The organism is Achromobacter sp. 18P8.1.1, from assembly GCF_057799415.1.
In genome coordinates this window covers 110,053-131,253 of record NZ_JBYOKH010000011.1, presented here as the reverse complement: position 1 = coordinate 131,253, position 21,201 = coordinate 110,053, and the positions used below count along the sequence as shown (strand labels likewise).

Annotated in this window: 20 protein-coding genes; 13 read left to right on the top strand and 7 right to left on the bottom strand. The window is 65.4% G+C overall.

Annotated features, from left to right (window positions below; translation table 11 throughout):
* Positions 1–7: 7 nt before the first annotated feature.
* Both purD and AC27VE_RS10065 read right to left on the bottom strand, forming a co-directional pair.
* Complete coding sequence (gene purD, locus AC27VE_RS10070) at positions 8–1,315, bottom strand: phosphoribosylamine--glycine ligase (protein WP_006227565.1); 1,308 nt, start codon at positions 1,313–1,315, stop codon at positions 8–10.
* Between the two features lie 71 nt (positions 1,316–1,386).
* On the bottom strand, positions 1,387–2,118 hold the full coding sequence (locus AC27VE_RS10065) for a YebC/PmpR family DNA-binding transcriptional regulator (RefSeq protein ID WP_488703747.1): 732 nt from the start codon (positions 2,116–2,118) through the stop codon (positions 1,387–1,389).
* 162 nt (positions 2,119–2,280) lie between these two features.
* Here AC27VE_RS10065 and AC27VE_RS10060 point away from each other — a divergent pair, with 162 nt between their 5' ends.
* The 3 genes from AC27VE_RS10060 to AC27VE_RS10050 all read left to right on the top strand — a co-directional run bounded on the left by AC27VE_RS10060 (position 2,281) and on the right by AC27VE_RS10050 (position 6,017).
* Complete coding sequence (locus AC27VE_RS10060; RefSeq protein WP_488703746.1) at positions 2,281–3,810, top strand: helicase HerA-like C-terminal domain-containing protein; 1,530 nt, start codon at positions 2,281–2,283, stop codon at positions 3,808–3,810.
* Between the two features lie 120 nt (positions 3,811–3,930).
* Entirely contained in the window at positions 3,931–4,998 is a 1,068-nt protein-coding gene (locus AC27VE_RS10055; RefSeq protein ID WP_488703745.1) for a tartrate dehydrogenase, read from the top strand.
* A gap of 32 nt (positions 4,999–5,030) precedes the next feature.
* Positions 5,031–6,017: a hypothetical protein gene (locus tag AC27VE_RS10050; protein ID WP_488703744.1), complete on the top strand. Its 987-nt coding sequence runs from the start codon at positions 5,031–5,033 to the stop codon at positions 6,015–6,017.
* 30 nt (positions 6,018–6,047) lie between these two features.
* Here the strand turns inward: AC27VE_RS10050 and AC27VE_RS10045 are convergent, their stop codons facing one another.
* The 5 genes from AC27VE_RS10045 to AC27VE_RS10025 form a co-directional block, all read right to left on the bottom strand.
* On the bottom strand, positions 6,048–7,664 hold the full coding sequence (locus tag AC27VE_RS10045; protein WP_234818413.1) for a DHA2 family efflux MFS transporter permease subunit: 1,617 nt from the start codon (positions 7,662–7,664) through the stop codon (positions 6,048–6,050).
* Positions 7,661–8,854: an EmrA/EmrK family multidrug efflux transporter periplasmic adaptor subunit gene (locus tag AC27VE_RS10040; protein ID WP_488703743.1), complete on the bottom strand. Its 1,194-nt coding sequence runs from the start codon at positions 8,852–8,854 to the stop codon at positions 7,661–7,663. The genes AC27VE_RS10045 and AC27VE_RS10040 overlap by 4 nt, the downstream gene beginning before the upstream one ends.
* 22 nt (positions 8,855–8,876) lie before the next feature.
* Positions 8,877–10,331, bottom strand: coding sequence for an efflux transporter outer membrane subunit (locus tag AC27VE_RS10035; protein ID WP_488703742.1), 1,455 nt, complete (start codon positions 10,329–10,331; stop codon positions 8,877–8,879).
* 107 nt (positions 10,332–10,438) lie between these two features.
* Positions 10,439–10,945 carry a MarR family winged helix-turn-helix transcriptional regulator gene (locus AC27VE_RS10030; protein WP_488703741.1) on the bottom strand — a complete coding sequence of 169 codons (507 nt, stop codon included), beginning with the start codon at positions 10,943–10,945 and terminating at the stop codon, positions 10,439–10,441.
* A 31-nt stretch (positions 10,946–10,976) separates the two neighbouring features.
* Positions 10,977–11,867: a DMT family transporter gene (locus tag AC27VE_RS10025; RefSeq protein WP_315136633.1), complete on the bottom strand. Its 891-nt coding sequence runs from the start codon at positions 11,865–11,867 to the stop codon at positions 10,977–10,979.
* 73 nt (positions 11,868–11,940) lie between these two features.
* Here AC27VE_RS10025 and AC27VE_RS10020 point away from each other — a divergent pair, with 73 nt between their 5' ends.
* From AC27VE_RS10020 to AC27VE_RS09975, 10 genes are all read left to right on the top strand, one after another.
* Entirely contained in the window at positions 11,941–12,921 is a 981-nt protein-coding gene (locus AC27VE_RS10020) for a DMT family transporter (protein ID WP_488703740.1), read from the top strand.
* 52 nt (positions 12,922–12,973) lie between these two features.
* Positions 12,974–13,963 carry a quinone oxidoreductase family protein gene (locus AC27VE_RS10015; RefSeq protein WP_006227552.1) on the top strand — a complete coding sequence of 330 codons (990 nt, stop codon included), beginning with the start codon at positions 12,974–12,976 and terminating at the stop codon, positions 13,961–13,963.
* A 192-nt stretch (positions 13,964–14,155) separates the two neighbouring features.
* On the top strand, positions 14,156–15,667 hold the full coding sequence (gene styD / locus AC27VE_RS10010) for a phenylacetaldehyde dehydrogenase StyD (RefSeq protein WP_488703739.1): 1,512 nt from the start codon (positions 14,156–14,158) through the stop codon (positions 15,665–15,667).
* Positions 15,668–15,737: 70 nt separating this feature from the next.
* On the top strand, positions 15,738–16,619 hold the full coding sequence (locus tag AC27VE_RS10005) for a transporter (RefSeq protein WP_488703738.1): 882 nt from the start codon (positions 15,738–15,740) through the stop codon (positions 16,617–16,619).
* Between the two features lie 28 nt (positions 16,620–16,647).
* Positions 16,648–17,841, top strand: a complete 1,194-nt coding sequence (locus tag AC27VE_RS10000; RefSeq protein ID WP_006227549.1) for an amine dehydrogenase large subunit — start codon at positions 16,648–16,650, stop codon at positions 17,839–17,841.
* A complete protein-coding gene (locus AC27VE_RS09995; RefSeq protein ID WP_006227548.1) occupies positions 17,838–18,392 on the top strand; it encodes a MauE/DoxX family redox-associated membrane protein in 555 nt (184 codons plus the stop codon). The genes AC27VE_RS10000 and AC27VE_RS09995 overlap by 4 nt, the downstream gene beginning before the upstream one ends.
* Positions 18,393–18,403: 11 nt before the next feature.
* Complete coding sequence (gene mauD / locus AC27VE_RS09990) at positions 18,404–19,039, top strand: methylamine dehydrogenase accessory protein MauD (protein ID WP_315136645.1); 636 nt, start codon at positions 18,404–18,406, stop codon at positions 19,037–19,039.
* Positions 19,023–19,556: a methylamine dehydrogenase light chain gene (locus tag AC27VE_RS09985; RefSeq protein ID WP_006227546.1), complete on the top strand. Its 534-nt coding sequence runs from the start codon at positions 19,023–19,025 to the stop codon at positions 19,554–19,556. Before mauD ends, AC27VE_RS09985 begins: the two co-directional genes overlap by 17 nt.
* Entirely contained in the window at positions 19,553–20,086 is a 534-nt protein-coding gene (locus tag AC27VE_RS09980; RefSeq protein WP_488703737.1) for a cytochrome C, read from the top strand. Before AC27VE_RS09985 ends, AC27VE_RS09980 begins: the two co-directional genes overlap by 4 nt.
* A 150-nt stretch (positions 20,087–20,236) precedes the next feature.
* Positions 20,237–21,190 carry an AraC-like ligand-binding domain-containing protein gene (locus AC27VE_RS09975; protein WP_088590931.1) on the top strand — a complete coding sequence of 318 codons (954 nt, stop codon included), beginning with the start codon at positions 20,237–20,239 and terminating at the stop codon, positions 21,188–21,190.
* Positions 21,191–21,201 lie beyond the last annotated feature (11 nt).

The window sequence follows — 21,201 nt, the reverse complement described above, 5'->3', positions numbered from 1 at the left end:
TTTCCCTTCAGGCGTGGGACTTGGGTTTTTGCTGCGACGGCTTGAGCGCGCGCCAGCCGATGTCGCTGCGGTATTGGCGGCCATCGAAATGGATGCCGTCGATGGCTTCGTACACGCGGTCGCGCGCCATCTTGACCGAGTCGCCCAGGGCCGTGACGCACAGCACGCGGCCGCCGGTGGTCTTGGTTTCGTCGCCGTCGAGTTCCGTGGCGGCATGGAAGACCATGCAGTCTTCGGCGTCGGCGGGCAGGCCGCGGATGACGTCGCCGGTGCGCGGGGTGTTGGGGTAGTTGTGCGAAGCCAGCACCACGCCAAGCGCCGTGCGGCGGTCCCAGACGATGTCGGCCTGGTTCAGCGTGCCTTCCACGGCGTGCTCAAGGGCGTCCAGCAGGTCGCTCTTGACGCGCATCATGATGGGCTGCGTTTCCGGGTCGCCCATGCGGCAGTTGAACTCCAGGGTCTTGATGGCGCGGTCGGGATCATCGCCGGGGGCGATCATCAGGCCGGCGTACAGGAAGCCCGTGTAGGGAATGCCGTCGCGCGTCATGCCTTGCACCGTCGGCAGGATGATTTCGCGCATGATGCGGTGGTGGAGTTCCGGCGTGACCACGGGGGCGGGCGAATACGCGCCCATGCCGCCGGTGTTGGGGCCTTGGTCGCCATCCTGCAGGCGTTTGTGGTCCTGGCTGGTGGCCAGCGCCAGCACGTTGCGGCCGTCGCACATGACGATGAAGCTGGCTTCTTCGCCCACCAGGCATTCTTCGATGACAACGCGCGCGCCGGCGGCGCCCATGGAGCCGTCGCCCAGCATGGCGTCGACGGCGGCGTGGGCTTCTTCCAGCGTGGTGGCGACAACGACACCCTTGCCGGCGGCCAGGCCGTCGGCCTTGATCACGATCGGGGCGCCTTCCTTGTCGATATAGGCGTGGGCCAGGGCCGGATCGGTGAAGGTCTCGTAGCGGGCGGTCGGGATGTTGTGCCGGACCATGAAGGCCTTGGCGTAGTCCTTCGAGCTTTCCAGCTGCGCAGCGGCCTTGGTGGGGCCGAAGATCTTCAGGCCACGGGCGCGGAACACGTCCACGACACCAGCGGCCAGCGGCGCTTCGGGGCCGACGACCGTCAGGGCGATCCCTTCGCGCTGGACGAAATCAGCCAATTCCTCGGCATTGGTGAGCGCGATGTTTTCCATCTGCTCGGCCCGTTGCGTGCCGCCGTTGCCCGGAGCGACGTACACCTTGTGTACGCGCGGGGAGCGGGCCAGCCGCCAGGCGAGGGCATGTTCGCGGCCGCCCGAGCCAATTACCAGGAGTTTCATGTTGCGTGAGTCTGAAGGTTGCCACTGGCGCGCGGGCGGCAAGGGCCGCCCGTGCGTCAACAGGGTGGGATTTACTGCGCTTCGTCGAAAATGACGGTCGTATAGACTTCCTGCACGTCGTCCAGGCCTTCCAGGGCGTCGAGCAGTTTCTGCATCTTGATGGCGTCTTCGCCAGCCAGTTCGGTTTCGTTCAGGGCCTTCATGACGATGCCGTCGACTTCGGCCTTCAGGCCAGCGTCGTCAAACGACTTGCGAACGGCGGCGTAGTCGGCCGGCGCGCAAACGACTTCGATCACGCCTTCCTCGTCGGTCAGGACGTCTTCGGCGCCAGCTTCCAGCGCGGCTTCCATGACCTTGTCTTCCGGCGTGCCGGGGGCGAACACGAACTGGCCGCAGTGCTTGAACATGAAGGCCACCGAGCCTTCCTGGCCCAGGTTGCCGCCGTTCTTGGCGAAGGCGTGGCGGACTTCCGCCACGGTACGGGTGCGGTTGTCGGTCATGCAATCGACGATGACGGCCGCGCCGCCGATACCGTAGCCTTCGTAGCGGACTTCCTCGTAGGCGTCGCCGTCTGCACCGCCGGCGCCACGCTGGATGGCGCGCTGGATGTTGTCCTTGGGCATGTTGGCGTCGGTCGCCTTGTCCCAGGCCATGCGCAAGCGCGGGTTGCTGTCCGGGTCGGGGCCGCCGGCGCGCGCCGCCACGGTGATTTCACGAATGATCTTGGTCCACAGCTTGCCGCGCTTGGCGTCTTGACGCCCTTTACGGTGCTGAATATTGGCCCATTTGCTGTGTCCGGCCATGGCTTCCCAGGAGAAATTGTCTGCAAAAATGGCATTTTACCGTGCCGGCGGCCCGCGCGCCCGGCGGGCAGATGCCTGTGTCCTTATTGCCACGCGCACAAGCCGGGCGGCAGGCTCTACACTTGGGCATCCCCTCTGATTCCCTGGTCCGGAGCGCTGCACATGCCCAACCCCATCGTCATTGCCAAAAATGCACAGGCCGAGTTGGCGCTGCTGCCCGCCCTGGCCAACCGGCATGGATGCATCACCGGCGCCACCGGCACCGGCAAGACCGTCACCCTGCAGGTGCTGGCCGAATCCTTTTCGCGTATCGGCACGCCGGTCTTCATGGCCGACGTCAAGGGTGACCTGACCGGTATTTCCCAGGCGGGCGCGGCCAGCCCGAAGCTGTCCGAACGCTTGAAGAGCCTGGGCCTGGCCGAACCGGCCTGGGGCGCCAGCCCGGTGACGCTGTGGGACGTCTTTGGCGAGCAAGGGCTGCCTGTGCGGGCCACCATTACCGATATGGGGCCGCTGCTGCTGTCGCGCATCCTGGAACTGAACGACACACAGGAAGGGGTGCTGACCCTGGTATTCAAGGTCGCGGATGACGAAGGGCAGTTGCTGCTGGACTTGAAAGACCTGCGGGCCATGCTCCAGAACGTGGCCGACCGCTCGGCCGAACTCAAGACCCGCTACGGCAACGTGTCGTCGGCCAGCGTCGGAGCCATCCAGCGCGGGCTGTTGGCGCTGGAGTCCCAGGGCGCCGAGAAATTCTTCGGCGAACCGATGCTGGACGTGGCCGATCTGATGCGCACGGACGCCCAGGGCCACGGCATGGTCAACGTGCTGGCGGCCGACAAACTGATGCAGGCGCCGCGCCTGTACGCCATTTTCCTGCTGTGGCTGCTGGCTGACCTGTACGAAAAGCTGCCCGAAGTGGGCGACATGGACCAGCCCAAGCTGGTGTTCTTCTTCGACGAGGCGCACCTGCTGTTCAACGATGCGCCGCCGGCGCTGCTGAACAAGATCGAGCAGGTCGTGCGCCTGGTCCGGTCCAAGGGCGTGGGCGTTTATTTCGTGACACAAAACCCGTTGGACATCCCCGATACCGTCCTTGGCCAGTTGGGCAACCGCGTCCAGCATGCCTTGCGGGCGTTCACGCCGCGCGACCAGAAAGCCGTCAAGACGGCGGCGCAGACGATGCGCCCCAATCCGGGGCTGGATATCGAAGCGGCCATTACCGAACTGGGCGTGGGCGAGGCCCTGGTGTCGTTACTCGACGCAAAAGGCCGGCCTATGCCCACCGAGCGCGTCTTCATCGTGCCACCGGCCAGCCGGATCGGTCCGGCGACGGATGCCGAGCGCCAGGCGCTGCGCCAGGGCAGCCCGCTGGCGGCCAAATACGAAAAGGCCATCGACCGCGAATCCGCCTACGAAGTCCTGGCCGGCCGCGCGGCGACGCCGGCCGATCAGGTGCAGACCAAGGGTGCGCCGGCCAAGCCGGCTGCGGGGGCCGAGCCGCCGGCCGAGGCGTCGGGGGGCGGCCTGATGGACAGCCTGAACGACGTGCTGTTCGGGTCGACCGGCCCGCGGGGCGGCAAGCGCGATGGCGTTGTCCAGACCATGGCCAAAAGCACGGTCCGATCGATTGCCCGGGAGCTGACGCGGGGCATATTGGGGTCCTTGCTGGGCTCGAAGAGCCGGCGCTGAAACCGCCTCGCTGTTAGTCGAAAATGGCGACACCACCGTTTTGTAACGGGGGGTGTTGCGGCGCGCCCGTTTATGCCTATGATTCTGGGCGGTCTATCAAAGGAAAATTAAGGAAACGTGGTGGCTAAGAAACACAAGATTGCGGTAATTCCAGGAGACGGGATTGGCAAAGAGGTCGTGCCTGAAGGCTTGAAAGTGCTGGATGCCGTTGCGGCGCGCTTCGGCATTGATTTCCAGTGGGATCATTTCGACTGGAGCTGCGACTATTACGCCACGCATGGCAAGATGATGCCGGACGACTGGAAGGCGCAGATCGGCCAGCACGAAGCGATATTCTTCGGTTCGATCGGTTGGCCCGCCACGGTGCCGGATCACGAAGCGCTGTGGGGTTCGCTGTTCAAATTCCGTCGCGAATTTGATCAATACATCAATTTGCGACCGGTTCGCCTGATGCCTGGCGTGCCGTCCCCGTTGGCGGACCGCAAGCCTGGCGACATCGATTTCTTCATCGTTCGCGAGAACACCGAAGGCGAATACTCCAACAGCGGCGGTCGCCTCTTCGAGGGGACCGAACGCGAAGTCGTCATCCAGGAAAGCGTGTTCACGCGCATCGGCGCCGACCGCGTGCTGAAATTTGCGTTCGAGCTGGCCCAGAAGCGCGGCAAGCACCTGACCGCCGCCACCAAGTCCAACGGCATTTCGATTTCGATGCCGTGGTGGGACGAGCGCGTGGCCGACATGGCCGGGAACTATCCGGACGTGCGGTGGGACAAATATCACATAGACATCCTATGTGCGCATTTCGTGCAACATCCTGATTGGTTCGATGTGGTGGTGGCTTCCAACCTGTTCGGCGACATCCTTTCCGACCTGGGGCCGGCGTGCACGGGAACGATTGGCATCGCCCCGTCGGCGAACCTGAATCCGGAGCGCAAATTCCCGTCGCTGTTCGAGCCGGTGCACGGTTCGGCGCCCGACATCTACGGCAAGGGCATCGCCAATCCGATCGGCCAGATCTGGAGCGGCGCCTTGATGCTTGATTTCCTGGGGTACCCGGAAGCGTCGGCGGCCGTGGTGAAAGCGATCGAATCGGTATTGGCTGACGGTCCGCGCACCCGGGACATGAAGGGCAATGCTTCGACTGTCGAAGTCGGCAACGCGATCGCGTCGCTGATTTCCGCCGGTTAGGCTTGTTCAGGTACGGCCAGCCAGGCTAGTTGATGGAAAACTCGATCATTCCCCTGCCCGCCACCCCACCTGTGGGGGGTGGGCGGGCCGACCGCTTTGTGCGCAAGCTGTTTCGCCTGCTGCGTTCGCGCACGCAACGGCATAACCAGCATCTGTGGCCGTTCGTGCGCATCTGGCGGGACCGGTCGGGGGTGATTTGCGGTTTCCGCGCCTTTGGGCGGTCGCTTCCCATCACGCCGCTGGCGCAAGGCTACGACCCCGCCGATGAGACGGTGCATTTGATCCTGAGCGGCCCGTCGGTTGCTCAGATTCCCTACGACCAGTTGGACATCCGTGTCGCGATGGGGGTGAATGGTGCGATTGCGCTTGCGCGCAAGTTCGACCTGCCGTTCAAGTATTACTGCATCATCGACCAGAACTTCGTGCGGGATCGCATCGAGCTGGTGCGCGAAATCGTCGGGCGCGACCTGACGCTGTACGTGTTCCCCGAGGTGCTGCGCTACATCATGCAAGGCATTCCGCAGGACGAGATCCGCTGCCGGATCTGCATCATTGAACTGATCTCGGAACGGGCCTACCAGCGCAGCGCTGCGCCCGCGATGCTCAAGCGGATCGCCGCGGCAACGCCCGATGTGCAATTGCTGGACGCCAAGCACAGCATGGGTTACAGCTTCGATGCCTCGCTCGGCGTATTCGACGCCGACACGGTGGCCTACGCCGCGCTGCAGGTACTGGTCTCCGGCGGTGCCCGCCAGGTGTATGTGCACGGCCTGGACCTGACCGTCCAGCACGGCCTGCGCTTCTATGACGAGGGCGCGCAGCCCCAGTCCAGCCGCCTGGCGCGCAAGTTCGCGAATCTGATCGAGCCGTCGTTCCGGTTTGCGTCCGCCCAGTGGCGAGCCCGTGGCGTGTCGGTGTTCAACCTGTCGCCGGTCAGCGCCTTGTCGGCCGACATCATCGAACGTAAGGACTGGCAGGTTCTGCTGAAAGTAGAACCGGCCATGCAAAAGGGCGCCTGAGAAGGCGCCCTTTTTTTCGGCTATGCGCGGTCAGTGCGCGCCGGCCGCCGCTTCGGCCGCGCCGCCGCCGCCGGCCTTGGTGGAGCGGGGGCGCGCGAACCAGACCAACCCCGTCAGCATCAGGAAGATGATCGCCGAGGCGTAGAACACGTCCACGGCGGACATGGTGAATGCCTGTGCATTGATCAGCCCGTCCACCATAGTCAGGGCCTGCTGGTGCGACATGCCTAACCCGTTCTGCAAGGAATTCAGCGTCTGGTCGAACGCCTGCTGACCGGGCTTGGCGATTTCGGTCAGCTGCGAGTGGTGCATGGTGGCGCGGTTTTCCCACAGCGTGGTGGCGATCGAGGTGCCGAACGCGCCGGCCGTCAGGCGCAGGAAGTTCGACAGCCCCGAGGCCGCGGGGATGCGCCACGGTTCAATGCTGGACAGCGTGATCGAGGTCAGCGGCACGAAGAATGCCGCCATCGCCGCGCCCTGGATGATGGTCGGAATCATCAGGGTGCGCACGTCGGTCTGCGTATTGAAGCCCGAACGCATGAAGCAGACCAGTGCGAAGATCAGGAAGGCCACCGTCACGATCTGGCGCGGATCGCGCGTTGCCAACATCTTTCCCACCAGCGGCGTCAGCAGGATGGCCAGCAGGCCCACCGGCGCCGTCACCAGGCCGGCGTAGGTCGCCGTGTACCCCATATTGCTTTGCAGCCACAGGGGCAGCAGCACGACGTTGCCGAAGAAGACGCCGTACGCCACCGCCAGCGTCAGGGCGCCGACCGTGAAGTTGCGGATCTTGAACAGGCGCAGGTCCACGACGGGGTGGGCGTCGGTCAGTTCCCAGATCAGGAAGAAGACGAAGGCCACAAAGGCGGTCGCAGCCAGCGCGATGATGGTCGGGCTGGCGAACCAGTCCAGTTCCTTGCCCTTGTCCAGCATGATCTGCAAGGCGCCGACCCAGACGACCAGCAGCACCAGGCCCAGCTTGTCGATGGGCAGCTTGCGCGTCAGGGATTCGCGGTTGCCATAGATGCGCCAGCTGATCCAGGCCGCAAGCAGGCCGACCGGCACGTTGATGTAGAAGATCCAGGGCCACGTGTAGTTGTCCGAGATCCAGCCGCCCAGCAATGGCCCGGCAACGGGCGCGACCAGCGTAGTCATGGACCACACCGCCAGCGCCATGCCCGCCTTGGACTTGGGGAAGCTGGCCAGCATCAGCGTCTGCGACAGCGGAATCATCGGGCCGGCCACCGCGCCTTGCAGGACGCGGAAGGCGATCAGGGCCTCAAGCGACGGCGAAAAGCCGCACAGCCAAGACGCCAGCACGAACAGCAGCGTTGAAATCAGGAACAGGCGTACCTGGCCGAAGCGCTGTGTCAGCCAGCCGGTCAAGGGCACCGTGATGGCGTTGGCGACGGCGAACGACGTGATGACCCAGGTGCCCTGGCTGGAACTCACGCCCAGGTCGCCCGAGATGGTGGGGATGGACACGTTCGCGATCGAGGTGTCCAGCACGTTCATGAAGACCGCGGTGGACAGGGCGATCGACCCGATGATGCGGGTCGCGCCTTCCAGCGGGGGGTAGGTGCCTGCCGGCAGGACCGGCGGCACATCGGGCGCGCCAGCGCCCGCGGGCTGGGCGGTCGTGCTCATGATGCCAGGTTGTCCTGGATGATTTTGGTGATCATGGTGTCGACTTCATCGTGCGCGGGTTCGAAGGCGCGGGTCGACCAGGCCGGTTCCTTGCGGGAGGCCTGCGTCAGCGGCTCGCCTTCCTGCTTGCCCACATCGACTTCCACGTCCATGGACAGGCCGACGCGCAGCGGATGCGTCTTCAGGTCTTCGGGGTCCAGCGTGATGCGCACGGGCACGCGCTGCACCACCTTGATCCAGTTGCCGGTGGCGTTCTGCGCGGGCAGCAAGGCAAAGGCGCTGCCGGTGCCGGCGTCCAGGCCCGAGATCTTGCCGTGGTAGGTCACCGCGCTGCCGTACAGGTCGGCCACCATCTTGACCGGTTGGCCGATGCGCATCTTGCGCAACTGGCCTTCCTTGAAGTTGGCTTCCACCCAGACCTGATCCAGCGGGACCACCGTCATCAGCGCATTACCGGGGGCGACGCGCTGGCCAACCTGCGCGCTGCGACGGGCGATGACGCCGCTGACAGGCGCCGGCAGCACCGTGCGGGATTGCGCCAGCCAGGCATTGCGCAGGCCGGCCGCGGCCTGGAGTACGTCGGGGTGGTTGGCAACCGTGGTGCCTTGCGTCAGGGCCTGGTTGGTGGCCAGCTTGGCGCGCGATGCGGCCAGGGAGGCGCGGGCTTGCGCCAAGCCGGACTGGGCGGACTTCAGGGCGGCTTCGGCGTGCAGGATTTCTTCACCGCTGACGCCGCCGGACTTGGCCAGTTGCTGGCGGCGGGTGACGTCGCTTTGCGCGCGGGTCAGTTCGGCCTGGGCGCGCATGATGTCGGCGTTGCGCAGATCGACGTCGGCGGCCAGCGCATCATTTTGCACGTAGTAGGTGCGGACCTGGCGAACCATCTGCGCCAGTTTGGCCTGAGCCTGTTGCAGGGCCACGTCGGTGTCGGCAGGGTCCAGGCGCAACAGCGGCTGGCCGGCAACGACGGTCTCGGTGTCATCGGCTTCGATGGCGATGACCGTGCCGGGCACTTGCGGCGTGATCTGCACCAGGTTGCCATGTACGTAGGCGTCGTCGGTGCTTTCGAAGTGGGCGCCGAACAGGGCCCACCAGATGCCGTAGGCGATGGCGATAAGAATGAAGACGCCGGTGGCCAGCAACAGCAGGCGTTTACGGGCGGGGTTGGTCGTGGGGGTGGCAGCGTTCATGACGTCTGAATCCGGGGATCGTTCAATGAATGGGGTTCGTGGCGGGGACGGACGGCGCCTGGGCGGCAGGCGCGGTGCCTGGCTCGGTCCCTGGGGCATAGCCGCCGCCCAGCGCGTTGGCCAGATTGGCATCCAGCTGATACGCGCGGATGCGCAGGTCGGTGTCCATGCGGGCTTGCGTCAGCACGCCGGTCTGCGCGATGAGCACGGTGATGTAGTTGCCCAGGCCGGCCTTGTAGCGGTTCACCGCCAGGTCATAGGCGGCTTCGATCGCTTCGCGGGCCTGGCGTTGCTGCGCCCGTTCCTGATCCAGCAGGCGCAAACCGTCCAGCGCATCGGCCACTTGGTGCACGGCGTCCAGCACGGACTGGTTGTAGTCCGAGACGGCCAGATCGGCGTCGGCGCGGCGGCCCGCCAGGTTGGCGTTCAATTCGCCGCCGTGGAAGATGGGCAGCGTGATGGCCGGACCGAAGCCGGCGGTGCGCGCGGCGGCGCCCAGCAGGTTTCCAGTGCCGAGGGCCTGGAAGCCGGCGAAGGCGGTCAGGTTGACGTTGGGGTAGAACTCGGCCTTGGCGGTATCGATGGCGCTGCGGGCGGCCTCGGCGCGCCAGCGGGACGCGACGACATCGGGGCGGTGGCCCAGCAGATCCAGCGGGATTTGGGCCGGCACTACCCCTGCGGGGGCGGTCAAGTCGACAGCCACGAGCGATTGGCCGCGTTGCGGGCCCGCGCCGGTCAGCGCGGCGACCTGGTTGCGCAGCTGTGCCAGCGTGGTTTCGGTCTGGGTCAATTCCACGCGGCCGGCGGCCAGCGACGATTCCGCCTGCTTCACTTCCACCTGGGTGTCCAGGCCGGCGGTGTAGCGGCCCTGCGTCAGGGACAGCACGTCGGCGCGTTGCGCGATCACGCGCTTGAGCACGTCGCGCTGCGCAAAGGCATTCTGCAGGTTCAGATAGGCGCGGACCGTGGCGCTGGCCAGCATATTGCGGGCGGCTTGCGCGTCGGCGACGGCCGCTTCGCGGTCGGACACGGCCGACTTCAGGCGCGACCGGTTCTTGCCCCAGAAGTCCAGCTCATAGCTGAAGTCCAGCGCCAGCCGGTTGTCGCTGACGACGGAGCCGCCCAGCGGGGCCGGGTAGATGTAGTCCGACGAGAGGTGTTCGCGGGTCAGCGAGTAATCGGCATCCACGCGGGGCATCAGTGGAGCGCGGGCCGTGCTGACGGCGGCATTGGCTTTGGCCAGGCGGGCTTGCGCGGCGCTCATCGACGGGCTGTTGGCCAGCGCTTCGTCCATGAGGGCATTGAGTTGGGTGTCGCCGTAGCGCTGCCACCATTGCGTGTTAGGCCAGGCCGTATCTTGGCCGCCGGTCAGTCCCAGCTTGGCTGCATCCAGCGCCGCAACGGGCTCGGGCCCGGGTTCCATCAGTGCGCAACCGCTCAGGGCCAGCACCAATACGGTAGAAAGAAGGCGTTTCATCCTGACTGTTTGCTGAAAGTAATTGATTAATCTGTATTTGCCTAGGCAAATATTATGCCAAATAAAACCCCAGGTGAATGGGGCGGGGCGCGCAGGGGAGAGCGCCGTCAGCGTTCAGGCGCGGCGCTGGAGGCGGAGCCGTTGGCGATCATGCGGCGCATGAAATGCATCAACTGAGTGACTTCGTCCGCCGAAAAACCCCGCAGGTGATGGTTCAGCGAACGAGCGATATTCGGGGGGATTTCGCGGGCCTTGGCCTCGCCCAATTCCGTGAGTTCGATCTTCACGACGCGGCGGTCAGTCTGGCTGCGCGTGCGGCGCAGCAGGCCTTTGGCTTCCAGGCGGTCTAGCGCGCGGGTCATGGCGCCGGTGTCCATGTCGTTCAGCCGCGCCAGTTCGGCGGGGGTATCGGCACGGCCCAGGAACACCATGGCGAGCGGCCGCCATTGCATGGCGGTCAGGCCCAGCGGGGCCATTTCCTGGTCCAGCATCCGGGTCAGGGAATGATAGGCAAGCTTGATCAGGTAGCCGGCGTTGTCTTCCACCATGCAGCGGTTGTCGTTGCGGTAGTGGGTAGGAGTATCTGACGACGGCGGGGGAGTTTCGGCATTCATGCGCCGAATTTTACTGCCTAGTCAGTTATTGTCAAGGCTGTGTTTTTGGGGCCGGACCGGCTTCCGTGGCCGCGCTCTTGCGCAGGCCCGACCAGACGATGGCGGCCACGATCAGGGCGGCGCCCGCAATCATGCGCGGCGTGGGCTCCTGGCTGAAAAGCGCCCACGCGAAGGCGATGGCGTAGACGGGTTCCAGGGCGATCACCAGGCCGGCGGTCCGTGCATTCAGGCGGGTCAGGCTGGAGACGAACAGGTAGTGCGACAGTCCCGTGCAGAAAACGCCCAGCAAGGCCAGCCAGAACCAATCCACGGCGGGCAAGGCGGGCAACTGGCCCACGGCGAACGGCACCATGACCAGCGCCACCACCACGTTCTGCCAGCAGGCCACCTGCATCGGGTCCATGCCAGAGGCCGACCGGCGGTTGCTCAGGGCCAGCAGGGCGAAGGTCAGGCCGGACAGCAGCCCCCATGCCAGGCCGATCGTGCCCTGGTCGGCGAAGTCGAAAGACGGCGTGACCAGGACCAAGCCGGCGGTAACCAGCCCCAGCAGCATCCACTCGGCCGCCCGGATGCGCTCCCGGAAGATCAGACCTTCGAACAGCGTGATGAAGGCAGGAAAGCTGGCGAAGCCCAGCGTGGCGATGGCGATGCCGCCGACCTTGACCGAAATGAAGAAGGTGACCCAGTGCGTGGCCAGCAGCGCGCCGGCGATCACCAGCACGAACAACTGTGCGGGCGTCAGGACGCCCAGCAGGGGCTTGCGACGCATGCGGGCAAACACGCCCAGCGAAATCACCGCGAAGATCGCCCGCCCCAGCGTGATGACGGCGGCGCTGGCCTGGATCAACTCCCCGAAGACGCCGGTCAGGCCGAATAGCACGGCGGCAATATGGATTTGGGTCAGAGCGCGTTGTCGGGTCATGCGTAGGGGAATTTGATGCCAAAAAGCATAGATGGGCGTGCAAATCGCTTTGCACTGAATCTAAAATCATCGCATGAATCGTCTTGCCAAGTTTTTGCCGCCTTCCTACCTGTCCGGCCGCGCGGCCGGAATCCTCATGGCGACGCTTGGCGCGGTGCTGTTTTCGGCCAAGGCGATCGTCGTCAAATTCACCTACCGCTACGGCATCGACGCGGTCACCCTCATCGCCTTCCGCATGCTGTTCGCCATGCCGTTCTTCGCGGCCGTGGCCTGGCATCAGTCGCGCCGCGCCGCCCGCGGCGAAATCGTGGTCATGACGGCCAAGGAACGTGTGCAGGTCATCGTGCTGGGCCTGCTGGGCTACTACCTGTCCAGCTTCCTGGATTTCCTGGGCCTGCGGTATATCACCGCCAGCCTCGAGCGCCTGATCCTCTTCCTGTCGCCCTCGCTCGTGGTGCTGCTGTCGGCGTTCTGGTTCAAGCGGCCGGTCGAGCGCCGGCAGTGGCTCGCCATGGTGCTGTCCTATGCGGGCGTGGTGCTGGTGTTCGCCCACGACCTGTCCTTTGGCGGCGGTGGCGAGGTGCTGTTAGGGTCTTTGTTCGTTTTTGGCTCGGCGGCAAGCTATTCTGTCTACCTGATTTGTTCTGGCGAACTGATCAAGCGGGTCGGCCCGACGCGCCTGGTGGCCTATGCCATGCTGGTGTCGTGCGTGGCCTGCATCATCCAGTTTTTCGTGATTCATCCGCCGTCGATGCTGATTCAACCGGCCGGGGTCTACGGATATTCCGTGATCCATGCCACGCTGAACACGGTGGTGCCGGTCTTCATGCTGATGTGGGCGGTGTCGCTGATTGGCGCGCCCACGGCGTCGCTGCTGGGCATGGTGGGGCCGGTGTCGGTGCTGTTCCTGGCGTCGTGGTTCCTGAATGAGCCCATCACCGTATGGCAGATGGCAGGGACCGCGTTGGTGCTGGCCGGTGTACTCGCCCTGATGGGCGTTGGCGCCGGCAAGCAGGCGTCCGCCACGCTGCGCGAGGCTCGCCCGCCGCGCTGAAGTCTGGTTTTCCCGGTTACACCCCATTTATTTCCCATGAAAGGAGGCCAGCATGGCCAGCAATCTCGTCAAGGCAATTCGTATCGAGCAGCACGGTGGTCCCGAAGTCCTGAAGCTGGTCGAGGTGGAAGTCCTGCCGCCCGCCGCCAATGAAGTCACCATCGAACAGCACGCCGCCGGCCTGAATTTCATCGATATCTATTTCCGCACGGGCTTGTATCCGCATCCGCTGCCGCACGGCTTGGGCTTTGAAGCTGCCGGGGTGGTCACCGCCGTGGGCGCAGACGTCAAGCATCTGAAGAAGGGTGACCGCGTCGCCTACGGCCAGAGCCCCATCGGTGCCTACGCCAAAGCGCGCAACGTGCCGGCCAACCAGGTCGTCAAGGTGCCCAAGGGCATCGGTTTCGATGAAGCCGCCGCGCTGATGCTCAAGGGCCTGACGGTGCAGTACCTGTTCCGCCAGACCTATCGCCTGCAAGGCGGCGAAACCATTCTGTTCCACGCGGCCGCCGGCGGCGTGGGCCTGATCGCTTGCCAATGGGCCAAGGCCCTGGGCGTGAAGCTGATCGGCACGGTCTCCAGCCCGGAAAAGGCGGAACTGGCCCGCGCCAACGGGGCCTGGGAAACCATCGACTACTCGCGCGAGAACGTCGCGGAACGCGTGCTGGAACTGACCGGCGGCAAGAAGGTGCCGGTGGTGTATGACGGCGTGGGCAAGGACACCTGGGAAACCTCGCTGGACTGCATCGAGCCGCGCGGGCTGATGGTCAGCTTCGGCAATGCCTCCGGCCCCGTCGCCGGCGTCAACCTGGCCGTGCTGAACCAGAAGGGCAGCCTGTACGTCACGCGTCCGTCGCTGGGCGTGCATGTGAACACGCTGGAAAAGCTGCAAGCCGCATCCGAAGAGGTGTTCGACCTGGTGCTGAAGAAGAAGATCAAGGTCCGTATCGACCAGCGCTACAGCCTGGAGCAAGTGGGCGAAGCGCAGACCGCGCTGGCCTCGCGCAAGACCACGGGCGCCACGGTGCTGATGCTGGACTGATCGGCGATATCCGCCGCGCGGGCTCCCTGGCGAGCCTGCAATGGGCCAGGTCGACCGCCAAAGCGCGGTTGGTCTGGCCTTTTTCATGCAAGGTCCGCGTGCGCAGAATGACAAATCCCCATGCACGGCCCGACAAGCCAGCCTGAAATGCCGTTGCTATTCTGGCTCCCACACTTTTCGTTGGAGCTTCAGATGTCTTTCCCAAGCGATTCGACCGCCGGCCCGGCAGGGGGCGACCGCCCGGAATTGGGCGCGATCAGGGAATTCATGCTGATCGACGGCAAGCCGGTGCATGAAGGGCAGGGCAAGCCGATCCCCGTCTACGACCCGGCTACGGGCCAGGTCATCGCGCATCAGCCGGATGCCGGCCCCGCGCAAGTGGACCTGGCGGTCCAGGCCGCGCGCCGCGCCTTTGCCTCCGGGCCCTGGCACGACATGCTGCCCGCAGGCCGTGAACGTCTGCTGCTGAAGCTGGCAGACCTGCTGGAGCAGCACGGCACCGAACTGGCCCGGCTGGAAACGTTGAACAACGGCAAGCTCCTGGGTATCGCCCAAGGGCTGGAAGTGGGCGCGGGCGCCCAGTGGCTGCGCTACATGGCCGGTTGGGCCACCAAGATCACGGGCGACACCCTGTCCTTGTCGATCCCCTTTCCGCCAGGCGTCGAATACAGCGCCTACACCCTGGCGCAGCCCGTCGGCGTGGTGGGCGCGATCATCCCGTGGAACTTCCCGCTGCTGATGGCGGTGTGGAAAATCGCGCCGGCGTTGGCCGTCGGCTGCACCGTCGTGCTCAAACCCGCCGAGGAAACGCCCCTGACCGCCTTGCGGCTGGCCGAACTCGCGCTGGAAGCCGGCTTTCCGCCCGGCGTGGTCAACGTGATCACGGGGCGCGGCGAAACCGCAGGCGCCGCGCTGGTGGCGCATCCCGGCATCGACAAGATCGCGTTCACCGGCTCTACCGAGGTCGGCAAGCTGATCGGGCGGGCCGCGATGGACGACATGAAGCGTGTGTCGCTGGAATTGGGCGGCAAGTCGCCCGTGATCGTGCTGGACGATTGCGACGTCGACCGCGCCGTCCAGGGCGCCGCCGCGGCCATCTTCTTCAACCAGGGTCAAGTCTGCACGGCCGGGTCGCGCCTGTATGTGCAGCAGGGCCTGTACGCCAAAGTCGTGCAGGGGTTGGCCGATGTGGCAGCCAGCCTGACGCTGGGCTCCGGTTTTGACGCGGCCACGCAGATCGGGCCGCTGATCTCGGCCCGGCATCAACAGCGCGTCATGGATTACATCGGTATCGGCCGGGCCGAAGGCGGTCGCGTGCTGGCGGGCGGCGGCGCCGGTGACGGCGCGGGCTATTTCGTGCAGCCCACCGTCTTTACCGACGTGCGGCAAGACGCTCGCATCGCACAGGAAGAGATCTTCGGCCCCGTCGTCGTGGCGCAGCCGTTCGACACGCTGGATGACGCCGTGCGGCTGGCCAACGACAGCGCCTTCGGCCTGGGCGCCAGCCTCTGGAGCAATGACCTGTCGCGCGTGCAGCGCCTGATCCCGCGCATCGACGCGGGCACGGTGTGGGTCAACACCCACAACATGCTGGATCCCAACATGCCGTTTGGCGGATTCAAGCAATCCGGCATCGGCCGCGAACACGGCCGTGCCGTGATCGAGATGTACCTGGAGAAGAAGTCCGTCTGCATCGCGTACTAGAACGTAGCGGCGCGCTGGCCAAGCCGGGAGATACCGGCGGCGGCGCGTTCGCAAGACCAAGGGGAAGTGCATGGCAAGCAAGATATATGGCCGCGCCCGGGCGGGCGCCGCGCTGGTGCTGGCATGGGCGAGCGCGACGCAGCCGGCTTGGGCGGGCGACCCCAGCGCACGCGACTGGATACCGGCGCCTGTGGGCACCAACATCGTGGCGGGGTACCTGGCGGGCCTGCGCTCGTCGGGGCTGTACTCGGAAGGCAAGCGGGTGGACGGCGCGTCCCTGGACGTGAACGCGTTGATCTATCGCCAGATGCACTACCGCGATTTCTACGGCAAGACCGTGCAGCTGGAATTCATCGTGCCCATGTACCGGACGTCGCTGGACTTGCCCGGCGCGCCGGGCGACCACCAGACCGGCATTGGCGACGTGACGCTGGGCTCGGCGATCTGGCTGTACAACAATGAGCAGACCAAGACCTGGTTCGCCTGGGAGCCCTTCATCGTGGCGCCGGTGGGCCGCTACGACCGCTCGCGTCCGGACGTGTCTCCGGGCAAGAACCGGTGGTCCACCATCCAGGACTTCTCGTTCGTCAAGGGCGTGGGCGAATCCACGTTCCTGGAGGCCATCGCCGAAGTGGAAATCTACGGACGCAACACCGACTGGTACGGGCAGACGCTGAAGAAAGACCCGTCGTTCCGCTTCTTTGCGCTGGCGTCCACCAACCTGACGCCCGACACCTACACGGGCATCCGCTATCGCTATGAAACCGGCGGGCGCGAGACGTCCTCGGGCGAAACCGTCGCTACCAGCGCGCGCAATCACCAGCTGGCCGTCGAACTGACGCATCAGATCAACGACGCCAACCAGATTCAGATGCAGTACATCCACGACCTGAAGGTCGAGAACGGGCCGCGGATGCGGGGCGTGCAGTTGCGCTACGTCTACGCGTTCTAGGAAACCGGATCATGAGAGGAGAATATCGATGATTGCGCTTCGAGCCACATCACGCGCATCGCGGGCCGGACGGTGGGCGCTGTGCGCCGCCCTGGCAAGCGCCACGGGCCTGGCCTGGGCGGACCTGCCCGTGGAAGAACTCAAGGGCGGCACCCGCTTGCCCCCGGCCACGCCGCACCGGCTGTACGTGATGGATGCGGCCTTCAACCACCTGGTCGACAGCCGGGTCAACATTTACGACGGCGATTCCGGGAAATTCCTGGGGCTGGTGCCCACGTCATTCAACGGCCACATGACGGTGTCGGCAGACGGCCGCGATATTTATGTCATGACGACCTATTACGAACGGCTCAACCGGGGCAAGCGCACCGACGTGATCGAGGCCTGGGACGCCGAGACGCTGACTCCCAAGTACGAAGTGCCGATTCCGCAGAAGCGCGCGCAGGCGCTGAACTACCGCAACTACCTGCGCCAGAGCACCGACGGCGAACTGTTGTTCGTGCAGAACGCCACGCCTGCGACATCGGTCACGGTGGTGGACTTGAAGACCCGCCAGTTCGCCGACGAGGTCACGGCCGCGGCAGGGTGCTGGAGCATCATCCCGCTGCCCTCGCGTCCGCGCAGCTTTGCCACCATCTGCGGCGACGGCGGCCTGCTGACCATCGACCTGGATGCCGCCGGCAAGCCCGCCGGCCAGCAGCGCAGCAAACCGATGTTCGAGCTTGAGAAAGACCCCATCTTCACGCATACCGAGAACGTGGGCGATACCTTCTATTTCGTGTCCTACAACGGCAACGTCTACAGCGCCGACTTCAGCGGCAAGGAAGTCAGCTTCGGCGCCCCGTGGTCGCTGCTGGACGCGTCGGGCAAGGACCGCGGCTGGCGGCCCGGTGGCTACAACCTGCTGGCCATCAATCGGGCGTCCAAGCGGCTGTACGTGGGCATGCATCCGAATGGCGCGGAAGGCACGCACAAGACGCCCGCCGCCGAGATCTGGGTGTACGACCTGGCCACGCACAAGCGCCTGGCGCGCGTGCCCGGCAAGAACGCCTTGTCGATGTCGGTCTCGCAAGACGACAAGCCGCGCCTGTTCACCATCGACGGGGGCAACGTCAACATCTATGACGCGGCGCCCGTGGCCCCCGTGTTCAAGACCACGATCCAGGCGGCGGGCGAGACCGCGTTGCAAGTCGAACCGCAACCCACAGGAGGCCCGAAATGAACGATCCGGTCCTGCTCTATGGCGCTAGCGCCGCGTTGGCGTGCGTGCTGCTGCTGGGGGCGCTTGAAAAGCTGAAAGACCTGGCGGGGTTCTCCCGCGCCGTCGCCGCCTACGAGATCCTGCCTTCCAGCCTGAGCGGCGCGTTCGCGCGTGGGTATGCGCTGGCGGAAGCCGCGGCGGGCGCCATGTTGCTGATGCCCTCGCTCCAGGCTTGGGGCGCGGCGCTGGCCTTGCTGGTGTTGCTGGTGGCGACGCTGGGGCTGGCCTACAACCTGGCGCGCGGGCACCGCGACATCGATTGCGGCTGCGGCGGCCCCGCCTCCCGGGGGCGCGACGGCGCGCAGGGCGGCGGGCTGTCGTGGTGGCTGGTGCTGCGCAATGCGGTGCTGGCGCTATGGACGGCACCGGTGCTGATCGCGGCGGCTGGGCAATCGCGCCATCTGCAATGGGCGGACGCCGCTGCGGTTTTCGGCCTGGCGATGACCGCCGTGGGCCTGTACTTCACTGCCAATCACCTCTTGGCCTCGCATCTCAAGCTGCGGAATCTTTGAAGGAGTTTCATATGGATGCCTTGATCATTTCCAATTTCCTGTTGTGGGGCGTGGTGCTGTGCCTGGTGCTGGTCATCCTGGCCCTGTCGCGTCAGATCGGCGTGCTGTACGAACGCGTGGCGCCGATGGGGGCGCTGACGATGGACAAGGGGCCCGCTGTGGGCGAGGCCGCACCGCGCTTTGCGCTGCCCGACCTGCTGGGGCGCCGCATCACCATCGGCGAACGCGGGCAGCACAGCCAACTGCTGTTCTTCCTGTCGCCCACCTGCCCCGTGTGCAAGAAGCTGCTGCCCATCCTCAAATCGGTGGCCAGTACCGAAAGCGCCTGGCTGCGCATCGTGCTGGCCAGCGACGGCGAAATGCCCGAGCACCTGGCGTTCTACAAGCAGGCCGGGCTGGAACGGTTCCCGTATCTGCTGTCGACCGAACTGGGCATGAAGTTCCAGATCAGCAAATTGCCGTACGCGGTGCTGATCGACGAGTCGGGCGTCTTGCGCGCCAAGGGCCTGATCAATTCCCGTGAGCAGCTGGAAAGCCTGTTCACGGCCAAGGAACTGGGCGTGGCGTCGGTACAGGATTTCCTGGCCGCGGGCATGGACGAGACCCGGATTTCCCGCAAGGAGAGCGGCAATGCATTGGCTGGATAAACTTGGCGAGCGCGCTACGCGCTCCGTCGCGCACACCACGTCGCGCCGCAGCGTGCTGAACCGTATCGGCAAGCTGCTGGTGGGAACCGCGTTCCTGATGCCGGTGCTGCCGGTGGCGCGTTCGGCCCCTGCGGCGGGCAAGAAGCCGCAGATGGACGACACGGCCTGCGATTACTGGCGCTACTGCGCGGTGGACGGCTTCCTGTGCTCGTGCTGCGGCGGCAGCATGACGTCATGCCCGCCCGGCACGTCGCCGTCGGCCGTGTCATGGGTGGGAACGTGCCACAATCCGCTGGATGGCAAGGACTACCTCATCAGCTACAACGACTGCTGCGGTAAGACGGCTTGCGGCAAGTGCATGTGCGCGTCGGCCGAACGCGAACGTCCGGGCTACCAGATGTTCCTGCATAACGACGTGAACTGGTGCATGTCCAACGAGTCGTCGATCTTCCACTGCACGACCTCGGTGATCGTGGGGCTGGCCAAGCCACAACCCAAGGCAGCGCCCAAGCCATGAGGCCTTGGGGGCGGCCGTCGGCAGGATGGCGCGGGGGAATTTCCCTTGCCGTCCTGCTGTGCGCGATGCAGGGCGCGGCGGCGCAGGAAGGCGGCATTGCCGCCCGGGACGCCGCCGATGCTGAGCGTCTGCGGCAAGCCGTGCGCGCCGACTATGTGCTGCAGTGCGCAGGCTGCCACCGCGTGGATGGCCGGGGCAGCAGCCCGCATGGCATACCGGACTTCCGCCAATCGGTCGGCGCGTTCACGCATCTGCCGGCGGGCCGCGAATACTTGATTCGCGTGCCGGGCGCCGCGCATTCGCAACTGAGCAACGCCGAGCTTGCGGCGGTGCTGAACTGGGTGCTGGGCGAATTCAGCAGGGCCCAGTTGCCGGCGGATTTCAAACCCTATACCGAAGCGGAGGTTGCGGCAGCGCGGCCGAATCGCTACGACGACGTGGTGCCGGTGCGCCACGAACTGGCTGAAAAGCTCACGTCGATGGGATTCACGTTGTCCGAATACTCGTATGGCAGCGACAGGAAACCGTAGACCGGCAGGCAGTTAGGGGTTGTCACCGATACTCCCTCCCGACGCGCAGTGCTAGAAAGAGGCAGCATTTCCATTCAACGCTGTAGCTGTGCCGCCGGGCGGGCTGTCCACGGCACAAAAGGCACGCCGTTTCGAGACGCCGGAGTCGCCATGTCATCATCCCTTTTGCACAGCGCGCCCAGGCACTTCCTGGATTGCGCCAGCTGGCAGGAAAGTATCAGCAGCACGTTCGTGCCACTGGAAGTATCCGCTGTATTCCCCACGCGTTTTCGCAACAGCGTGGCGGTGGGCTGCCTGGGCTGGATGCAGGTCAGCGAATTGCACAGCAGCGCGCAACGCGTACGTCGCAGCAAATTGCTTGCGGCCCGTGCCGAGGAAGCCGGCTACAAGGTCACGCTGCAATTGGCGGGCCGCAGCGAAATCCGCCAATCGAATCGCACCGCCTTGCTGATGCCGGGGGAGTGGAGCATTTACGACACCACCCGGCCGTACGAGGTCGATGTGGATGACGGCGCGCATTTTTTGGTGATGCAGGTGCCGGGCAAGCAGACCGAGGCCTGGCAACCGTATATGCAGAACGCCGTGGCCCGCAATTTCAGCGGCCAGCATGGCTGTGGCCGCATGGCCATGGACCTGTTGCGCGTGGCGTTGGGCGAACACGCCCACTTGTCCGAAAGCGCGGCGCGCGATGCGGCCAATGCGGTATTGCAGATGATGGGGCTGGATATCAGCGAGCGGGCCGGGGGGCAGGCCGAGCAAGACCAGGCGGGCCTGAAGCAGGCGCAGTTGCGCCGCGTCCAGCAGCACATTCTTGAAAACCTGCACGATCCGGCCTTGTCGCCGGCATCCGCGGCCGCGGCGTTTCGGATGTCGCGGCGCTATCTGTACAACCTGTTCGCGCTGGCAGCCACCACGCCTGCCGATTTCATCCTCAGCGCCCGGCTGGAGCGCAGCCGGGAGGCGCTGTGCGACGCGACGCAGTCCGTGAGGCAGATCGGCGATATCGCCTACCGGTTCGGGTTTTCGGACGCAGCGCGATTCAGCCACGCGTTCCGCAAGCGGTATGGCGCGTCGCCCTCGGAATACCGCCGGCAGGCGCGCTAGGGTCCACCCGG

Coding starts and splice junctions, on each gene's coding strand:
- AC27VE_RS10040 (WP_488703743.1), bottom strand. CDS start 8,854: ATGAACGCTGCCACCCCCACGACCAACCCCGCCCGTAAACGCCTGCTG.
- AC27VE_RS10045 (WP_234818413.1), bottom strand. CDS start 7,664: ATGAGCACGACCGCCCAGCCCGCGGGCGCTGGCGCGCCCGATGTGCCG.
- AC27VE_RS10065 (WP_488703747.1), bottom strand. CDS start 2,118: ATGGCCGGACACAGCAAATGGGCCAATATTCAGCACCGTAAAGGGCGT.
- mauD (WP_315136645.1), top strand. CDS start 18,404: ATGGATGCCTTGATCATTTCCAATTTCCTGTTGTGGGGCGTGGTGCTG.
- AC27VE_RS10035 (WP_488703742.1), bottom strand. CDS start 10,331: ATGAAACGCCTTCTTTCTACCGTATTGGTGCTGGCCCTGAGCGGTTGC.
- styD (WP_488703739.1), top strand. CDS start 14,156: ATGTCTTTCCCAAGCGATTCGACCGCCGGCCCGGCAGGGGGCGACCGC.
- AC27VE_RS10005 (WP_488703738.1), top strand. CDS start 15,738: ATGGCAAGCAAGATATATGGCCGCGCCCGGGCGGGCGCCGCGCTGGTG.
- AC27VE_RS10030 (WP_488703741.1), bottom strand. CDS start 10,945: ATGAATGCCGAAACTCCCCCGCCGTCGTCAGATACTCCTACCCACTAC.
- AC27VE_RS10025 (WP_315136633.1), bottom strand. CDS start 11,867: ATGACCCGACAACGCGCTCTGACCCAAATCCATATTGCCGCCGTGCTA.
- AC27VE_RS10000 (WP_006227549.1), top strand. CDS start 16,648: ATGATTGCGCTTCGAGCCACATCACGCGCATCGCGGGCCGGACGGTGG.
- AC27VE_RS10015 (WP_006227552.1), top strand. CDS start 12,974: ATGGCCAGCAATCTCGTCAAGGCAATTCGTATCGAGCAGCACGGTGGT.
- AC27VE_RS10050 (WP_488703744.1), top strand. CDS start 5,031: ATGGAAAACTCGATCATTCCCCTGCCCGCCACCCCACCTGTGGGGGGT.
- AC27VE_RS09980 (WP_488703737.1), top strand. CDS start 19,553: ATGAGGCCTTGGGGGCGGCCGTCGGCAGGATGGCGCGGGGGAATTTCC.
- AC27VE_RS10060 (WP_488703746.1), top strand. CDS start 2,281: ATGCCCAACCCCATCGTCATTGCCAAAAATGCACAGGCCGAGTTGGCG.
- AC27VE_RS09975 (WP_088590931.1), top strand. CDS start 20,237: ATGTCATCATCCCTTTTGCACAGCGCGCCCAGGCACTTCCTGGATTGC.
- purD (WP_006227565.1), bottom strand. CDS start 1,315: ATGAAACTCCTGGTAATTGGCTCGGGCGGCCGCGAACATGCCCTCGCC.
- AC27VE_RS09985 (WP_006227546.1), top strand. CDS start 19,023: ATGCATTGGCTGGATAAACTTGGCGAGCGCGCTACGCGCTCCGTCGCG.
- AC27VE_RS09995 (WP_006227548.1), top strand. CDS start 17,838: ATGAACGATCCGGTCCTGCTCTATGGCGCTAGCGCCGCGTTGGCGTGC.
- AC27VE_RS10020 (WP_488703740.1), top strand. CDS start 11,941: ATGAATCGTCTTGCCAAGTTTTTGCCGCCTTCCTACCTGTCCGGCCGC.